General features: G+C 66.0%; 1 protein-coding gene and 1 pseudogene. Both read right to left on the bottom strand.

The features are described 5' to 3' along the window. Nucleotides 1–6,470 (bottom strand): annotated as a pseudogene (gene cdiA / locus ACDO57_RS23295) (contact-dependent inhibition toxin CdiA); the annotation flags it as partial. A gap of 14 nt (nucleotides 6,471–6,484) precedes the next feature. Next, nucleotides 6,485–7,840, bottom strand: a 1,356-nt coding sequence (locus ACDO57_RS23300) for a ShlB/FhaC/HecB family hemolysin secretion/activation protein (protein ID WP_370884623.1), incomplete at its 5' end; no start/stop codon positions are given.

The following is a 7,840-nucleotide window of genomic DNA, read 5'->3' on the forward strand; positions in this document are numbered from 1 at the left end:
CTGATCGCAATATCCCCGCGCTGCGTCTCAATATTCCCCGACGTATTCACCACCTGGCTGTTCGCATTCCCTGCCGCATCCCGCTGCATCCACAGGCTGTTCCCCGCCATGATGTCGCCACGCTGGTTGGTGATGCTGTCGGCAAACAGCGCCAGGTTATTCGCCGCGTACAGCAGCGCGGTGTTGACGATGGCGCCCGGCGCGCTGAGGGTCAGCGAGCCGCGCGTGCCGGTGAAGCCGTCCACGGTAATATTGCTCCGGCTGGCCACGGTGATGTCACCTCCGCCCTGCACCGAGCCCGCGGCGTTCAGCGCCACGCTGCTGCCGGAGAACGTACTCGCGCCGCCGCCGGTGGTGATTTGTCCGTTGTTGCTGAGCTGCCCGCCCGCGTTCAGGTTGACCGCCTGCCCCTGCAGCACGCTGCGGTTATCGATGTCGCCGCCGCTGTTGATGGTCAGGGTTCTGCCTGCCGCCACGGCGGTTCTGCTGGTAAACGCGTTCGTCAGCTGCAGCGTTAAGTCCCCCAGGGACACCAGCTGGCCGGTAAGGTCCAGCCCCCGGCTCTGCAGCCACAGGCTGCCGCCGCTCAGCAGCTTGCCGCCCGCGCTCTGGGTTACCTGGTCCGCGCCAATATTCAGCTGCGTGTTGCCGAGCAGCGTGCCGCTGTTGTTCAGCTGGCCGTAGTTAACCGTCAGCTGTCCCGCCTGGGTGGTGCCCTGGCTTGCGAAATTGGTGCCGGTCAGGGTGGCGCGATCGGCCACCCACGTGCCGCCGTTGGTGGCGTTTGCCGCATTGAGTATGAGGTCGGTGGCCTGCAGCCAGCCGGTGCCGGTGAACTGCGGCGTGCCGAGCGTCAGGCGCGCGCCGGAAAGCAGCCTGCCGTCGTTACGCGCCTGCGAAGAAGCGGTCACGCGCGTCTCGCCGCCGCCCTGGATCAGGCCGTAGTTAAACAGCGCGGGCGTGGTCAGCGTCAGCGCATCGCGGCTGACGATTTCGCCTCCGCTGTTGTTGGTCAGCGTCCCGCTGAGGGCCAGCGTCGCGCCGTTATCGCCCTGCAGACGTCCGTTGTTGATGAGCGCCCCGGTGGTGATGCCGAGCGTGCCCCCCTGCATTTTGCCGTCGCTGGCGACGGAGGCCGCCGTGACGTTCAGCGCCCCGCCGGACAGCAGGGTCCCGCCAGACTGCTGGCTGACCGCGCCGGTCTGGCTGAGTGTCAGGCCATTCACGCCGCTGATGGCGCCGCTGTTGCTGAGCGTGCCGCCGGTCAGCGTCAGGTTTTTCGCCGCCCACTGGCCCTGGTTCGCCAGCGTGGCGGCCTGCAGCGTTGCCGCACCCAGCGCGGTAATCTTACTGCCCGTAGTCCCGGTGAGCGTGTCGGCCAGCGTCATCTGCAGCGCGTCGGCGCTCTGCACCGCGCCGCTGTTGGTGAGCGACCGGGCGTTAAGCAGGATGTTCTGTGCCTGCCAGCTGCCGGCGTTGGTCACCGCGCCGGACGCAATCGTCAGAGTACCCTGGGTGAGAAGCTTACCGCCTGCGCCGTTAATCAGCTCTTGCTGCGGCGCGGCCATCGCCATGCGCGCCATCAGCCGCTGCTGCCCCTGAACGGTCAGGCTCTGCAGACCGGTTAAGGTGCCCTGGTTGTTAATGCTGTTCTGATGCAGCGCGAGGGTGTTCCCCTGCACGGTGCCGCTGTTTTTAAGCGTGCTGCCGCCGAGCGTCACATCGCCCTCGCTGAGGAGCTGCCCGCGGTTATCCAGCGTCTGTGCGGTGATATCCGCCCGGCCCTGACTCATCAGCGAGCCGGTTGAGGTCAGCATGCCGCCGGTCGTGGCCGTCAGCGTTCCCTGGCTGAGCAGAGACCCGCCGTGCGTCCAGTCGCTGGCGCTGATGTCCGCGCCGTTCCCCTGCAGCGTGCCCTGCGTGGTCAGCTGGCCTGCATCCAGCGTCAGCATGCCGCCGGAGAGGGTGCGCGAGGTCGCGCCCGTGGTCAGCGTGGTGCCGGTGAGCGCCAGGCCGTTCGTTCCCTGCATCAGCCCGCCGTTGTTCATATCGCGGGCAGTGAGGGACAGCGTACCGCCCGTGATGCGCCCCGGGTTCGCCAGGGTGTCCGCGGTGAAGGCGGTCGTGCCGCCACTCTGCAGCAGCCCGGTATTCGTTAACGCCCCGCTGAGCGTGCCGCTGAGTCCCGTCTGCCCGTTCACCGTGCCGCTGTTGGTGAGGGTGGTGCCGGTCATACCCAGCATGGCGCCCTGCAGCGTACCGGCGTTGGTCAGCTGTCCGCCCGTCAGCGTGAAGCCGCCGCCGGAGAGCCATTTACCGTTCAGCTCGTTGATAAAGCGGTCGGCGGTGGCGTTAACCGCGTTGCTGCCCTGCATCAGGCCGCTGTTGCGCAGCTCCGCCGCGCCTGCGGTCAGCGTTTTGCCCGCCACCGTGCCGCTGCTGGTCAGCGTCGTCGCGTTAAGCGTGGCATCGCCGGTGGCAACGATGTTCCCGGTACTGGTCAGGGCATTGCTCAGGCCCAAATCCAGGCTCTGCGCCTGAATATCGCCCCGGTTCGTCAGGTCGCTGCCCCGCAGGGTGAACCCGCCGTTCACCAGCAGCAGACCGGCGTTATCGAGCGTGTCGAGGGATAAGTCCAGAGGACTGCCGCTCACCAGCTGCCCGGTGGCGCCGTTGCTCAGGGCGCGGGTGGTCAGCGCCAGCGTGTCGTTACCCTGCAGAATCCCGGTGTTGTTCAGCTGCGCGGCCTTCACCGTGAGCGCTTTCCCGGCCAGCTGGCCGTCGTTGAACAGCTGCGCCGCCGTCAGCGTGAACAGGTTCTGGCTGAGCAGGGCGCCCGTGTTATCCAGCCTGCCGGTCGTGGAAAGGGTCAGGCCGTCCAGCGCCTGAACGCTGCCCTGGTTATTCAGGCTCCCGGCGTCAAGCGTCGCGCTGCGCCCCTGAAGGCTGCCCGCGTTGCTGAGGGTTTGTCCGCTCAGGGTCAGGGTCTCGCCGCCCGTCACCTGGCCCTGAGGCTGGTTCGTGAAGGTGTTCCCGGACCAGGCCAGCGTGCTGCTCCCCTGAAGCAGACCGCTGTTCTGCAGGTCGCCCCGCAGGGTCAGCACTTTCGCCAGCAGCTGGCCCCGGTTATCGGTCCTGCCGGCCTGGACGTCCAGCGCCTGCTGGCTGAGCACCTTACCGCTGCTGGTCAGCGTACCGGTCACCGCCGCCGTCACGCCTGCTTCCCCCAGCGCATTGCCGGTGTTGTTCCACTCGCCGGTGGCCAGGTTCAGGGTGTTGCCCTGCAGCAGCCCGGCGTTGTTCAGGGTGGTGTGGTGCAGGTCGAGCGCGCCGCCGGAGAGCAGCATGCCCGCCTGCTGGTTGCTGAGCTGTGCCCCGGTCGCCGTGAGGGAATGTGTCCCCTGCAGCGTGCCGCCGTTGGTCAACGACGCGCTGTTAAACTGCGCGTCGGTACCGGCCATCAGCCCGCTGTTCGTCAGGCTGGCGGCGGTCAGCGTCAGGCCGTCCCGGGCAATCACCCGCCCGCCGGCATCGTTGCTGGCCTGTCGGGTCAGGTTCAGCAGCAGGGCGGTGGCGCTGAGCTCGCCGCTGTTGGCCAGCGTGTCGCCGTTAAGCGTCAGCGTTCCGCTGCTGCGCAGCGCGCCACGGTTAGTGAGGTCTGCCACGCCTAGCGTCAGCGCCGAGTCCCCCCCGACGGTGCCCTGGTTCTGCAGGCTGTCCGCCGTGATGTGCAGGTCGCTGGCCGCTATATTGCCCGCGTTAGCAAACGCAGTGCCGTTCAGGGTGAGCCTGTCGTCCGCCAGCAGGCGTCCGGTATCGGCGTTGGTCAGGCTGAGGTACTCGCTGCTCAGGCTGACGCCGTTGATTTCGCCCTGGTTTGTCAGCGTGTCACCCCGGAGGCGCAATGTGCCGTCAGTGGTGATAAGCCCGCTGTTAGCCAGCACCGGAACGTTCAGCGTTAAATCCTGTGCGCTGTAGACCGACCCGCCCGCGAGGTTCGTGAGTGACCCGGTCTTCAGGCCGAGCAGGGTGGTCCCCTGCAGCAGTCCACCGTTCTCCACCGAGGCAGCGTCCAGCGCCAGCGTACCGGCAACCAGCGTACCGCTGCTGGTGATGCGCCCGGGGGCCGTCAGGGTCATGCGGTCCGCTTTTGCGGCGCCGGACTGGAGGATGTTCTGTCCGCTGAGCGCGATGGCGCTGGCGGTAAGCTCTCCGCCGCTGGTCAGGTCGCCGGTCGCGTTAAAACTCAGCGTGTCACCGGTGGATTTCCCGGCGTGCGCAATCGTGCCCGCCGTCACCGACAGGGCGCCTTTCGCCGCCTGCGTGCCGTTCAGCGCGGCATTCTGCGCCTGCAGGGTAAGCCCCTGCCCGCTCTGCAGATGCGCATCCTGGCCGGTGGTCAGGTCGCCGGTGCTGACGGTTAATGCCCCCGCCGCGTCCGTCTGCCCGTTCAGGCTGGCGCTGCGGGTCGCGGTAAGCTGTACATTGCCCTGGCTGGTGGTGCGGGACGCCTGACCGCTGGTCAGGGTGCCGGCCTGCGCCGTCAGCGCCGTCGCGCCGGACAGGGTGCCGTTCTGTTCAAGCGCGTCTGCCGTCACGCTCATCGCCCCGTCAGCCAGCAGGCTGCCGTCGTTACGCAGGGTCTGCTGCGCCGTGACGTTTGCATTGCCTTTCGCGCTCAGCGTGCCCCGCTGTTCCAGGGTTCCGGCGCTTAACGCCAGGTTACCGGCGCTCTGCAGGGTGCCGTTATTGGTGACCGTCTGCCCCCTGAGGGTGACGTCGCTGCCCTGCGCCGTGCCGCCGTTCGTCAGGTCTCCTGCGTTCACGTCAAGGTGACCTTTCGCCGCCAGCTGGCCGCTGCTGGACACCCTGTCGCCGGAGAGCGCAACGTCTCGCCCCGCATTCACCTGGCCCTGGTTACTGACGGTGCTGCCCGTCAGGCGGATATCGCCCGTGGCATCGGCCCGGCTCTGGCCGTCCAGCACCAGCTGTCCGCCGCTCAGGGCCAGACTCTCCCCTGCCGAGACCGCACTGCCCGTGGATGACAGCGTGCCGCCGCTGCTGAGGGTCGCGCGGGTATCGCTACCGCTGCGGGTATTCGTCAGCGTGATATCCTTCCCGGCCGCCACGCTGAGCGCGCCCTTGCTGGTGACGCTGCCGCCGCGCTGCGTCAGGCTGCCGCCGGTGGACAGCGTGGTGTCGGCCTGACCCGTCAGCGTCGCATCCGAAAGCACCATTCCCTGACTGCTCGTGACGGTCAGCGCCCCGCCCTGTGCCGACACGCCGCCGCCGTTGACGGTCAGGGTATCTTTACTGTCCAGCGTCGCCGCGCCGCGGGAGACCAGGGAGGTATTGCTGAGCGTCATCCCCTGCCCGCTGCTCACCGACAGCGCGCCCGCGCTGTTCGTCCCGCCGCCCGTCGTCTGCACTTTCCCCGCAGCGGAAAGGCGCATATCGCCCTGGCTGGCGAGCGTGCTGTTATTGAGTTCCACATCCTGCGAGCTGGTCACATTCAGCGCGCCCCCGGCCTGATGGCTGCCGTTGAGGACCACTCCCGCGCCATTCGCGGTAATCGAGCCGCTGGCCAGGCTGTTCGTGACCGTCAGTTTCCCGCCCGCATCCAGCTGAATATCGCCCTGGCGCGCGGTGAGGTTGCCGAGGTTCACCCCCACGCCCGTCTCGCTGGAGACCAGGCGGATACGGTTGGCATACATCCCGCCGAGCGCGCCGGTATCCACGGCCACCACGGGCGCGGCGCCCTCACCGGCAATCGGTTTGACGCTGCCGTCTGCGCCCACGCGGTTCGCCCCTGCCGTTACCGTCAGGTCGTTCGCATGTATCGCGGCGTTCACTTCCGTCGCGCGCGCAATGATCGACAGCGCGTCGCTCTTGCTGGCATCCAGCCCCTGGCCTTCAACCGTGATGGCGCCTTTCGTCACCTCCAGCGCCTGCAGGTTACCGCTGGCGTCGAACTGCGGTTTCCCCGTGGTCAGGGTGACGTTCGGGGTGTTGATAAATCCGCACCCGTTACAGGTAATGCCGTACGGGTTGGCCACCATAACGTTTGCTGCTTTACCGGCGACTTCCGTGTAGCCCTGCAGCTGCGAGCGGCTGGCGCCCGTGACTTCGTTGATAATGCCTTTCGCTTCCCGCCCGGCCTGCAGGTTGGGGTTGTTCTGGATAAGCCCGCCCAGCTGGGTCCGGGTTAAACGGTCCGTACCGTTGTTGAGGATAAGCCCCTCTTTGCCGACGTTATACTCACCGAACTGGTTATGCGAAATGCCCGCCCCGTTCGGCGTGGCAATGTTGACGACCGGCACCCCGTTCCCCGCCCGATCGACCGTGGTCTGCCCGGTCGGCGTAAGCGCCGCCGCGACGGCAGGCGCCATCGGCTGCCAGACCATCAGGCTGCAGACAATCCAGCTGATCAGACGCTGCGAGAAACGAACGGGTGGGTGACGGGTATCCATAGTCGTAGAGTCTCTTAAAGCATGAAGGCAATGCGCCAGTTAACGCTCACATGATCCGGGCCGAGCCAGTCGGGGTAGTGCAAAGGCGTACCGACCGAAATCTGGCTGCTGTACCAACGCCCTGCGCTGCTCAGCCCCACCGAGCCACCCCATAACGTGCCGGAGGCAAAGCGGTCCTGACGGTCTTTTTCCAGCCAGCCGCCGTCAACGGCGACCGTTGCGCTCACCGCGCCAATCACCGGGAGGGTGAAGAGGGAATACCCCAGCTCGTTACGCCAGTAGCCGCCGTTATCCCCGGACAGGTACTGCTCTTTAAAACCGCGCACGGAGCTTTCGCCGCCGAGCGTCAGGCGCTCGGAGCCGTACAGGCGGTCGGGCGACCACTGGCCGTAGGCGCTGGTCAGCCACCACGCGTTGCGGGCGACAGGCCGCTGGAAGCTGGCGTTCAGGCTCCATTTGCGGAATTCCGCCCGCGGCATATCCCCGGACTTATCTTCGTCGGTTTCGGCACTGAACCACGGCATGCCGTGGCTCCAGGTCGGGTTGAAGGTCGCCACGCCGCCCAGCATCTTTTGCGTATGCGTGATGCCCAGGACCAGGCTGGAGAGGTTGCGCGTGCTGCTCTGAAGCGGCGCGTCGTTAAGCCAGTTGCGGCTGGAGCGCTGAACCACGCCTGCCGCAATGCCGGTTTTGACATCCCCGTTGCGGAAGACCACCCATGACGCGTTAATGCGGTGGGTTCTGGTATCGCCCGTGGAGAGCCAGTTGAACCCCTGGTTACTGATGGTGGTCCGGTAGTTACTCCAGGCGTAGCTGTAGTCCAGTAATCCGTAACCAAACGGCACGCTGACGCCCGCCTGGAAATTCTGCGCATCGTACGCGCTGGCAAAATCACTGCTGCGCCCGCCGCTGACAAACCATTTATCCGCCAGCCCCAGCATATTATTGGCGGTGAGCACACCGTTAAGCTGGTTTTCACCGGTGCTCTTCTGCCCGCTATTATCCAGGCTTACGGATACACTTAAGGGAAATTCCGGTTTTGCCGTGAGATTAACGATGGAATATCCGGCCTGCGTCCCCGGAAGAATTTCAATCTGAACCGGGTCGGTACGCAAACGGTTAATTTGCTCCATGCCCTGTTCGATATCGCGTAAATTAAGAATGCCGCCCACCCGTCCCGGAAACGCCATTTTCAGCATGCGCGGCGTTTCGCCTTCCAGACGGATCGCTTCCAGCCGACCTTCCAGCACAACAATATTCAGCTGGCCGCCGGAGAGATCCTGCTCGGTAAGAAAAGCGCGGCTGGTGATATATCCCCGGCTGATATACCAGTCAGAAATATGGGCGAGAAGTTCCGTTATTTTCGCCAT

The sequence above is a fragment of the Enterobacter cloacae complex sp. 2015409 genome, assembly GCF_041365315.1.
GTDB classification, from domain to species: Bacteria; Pseudomonadota; Gammaproteobacteria; order Enterobacterales; family Enterobacteriaceae; genus Enterobacter; species Enterobacter pseudoroggenkampii.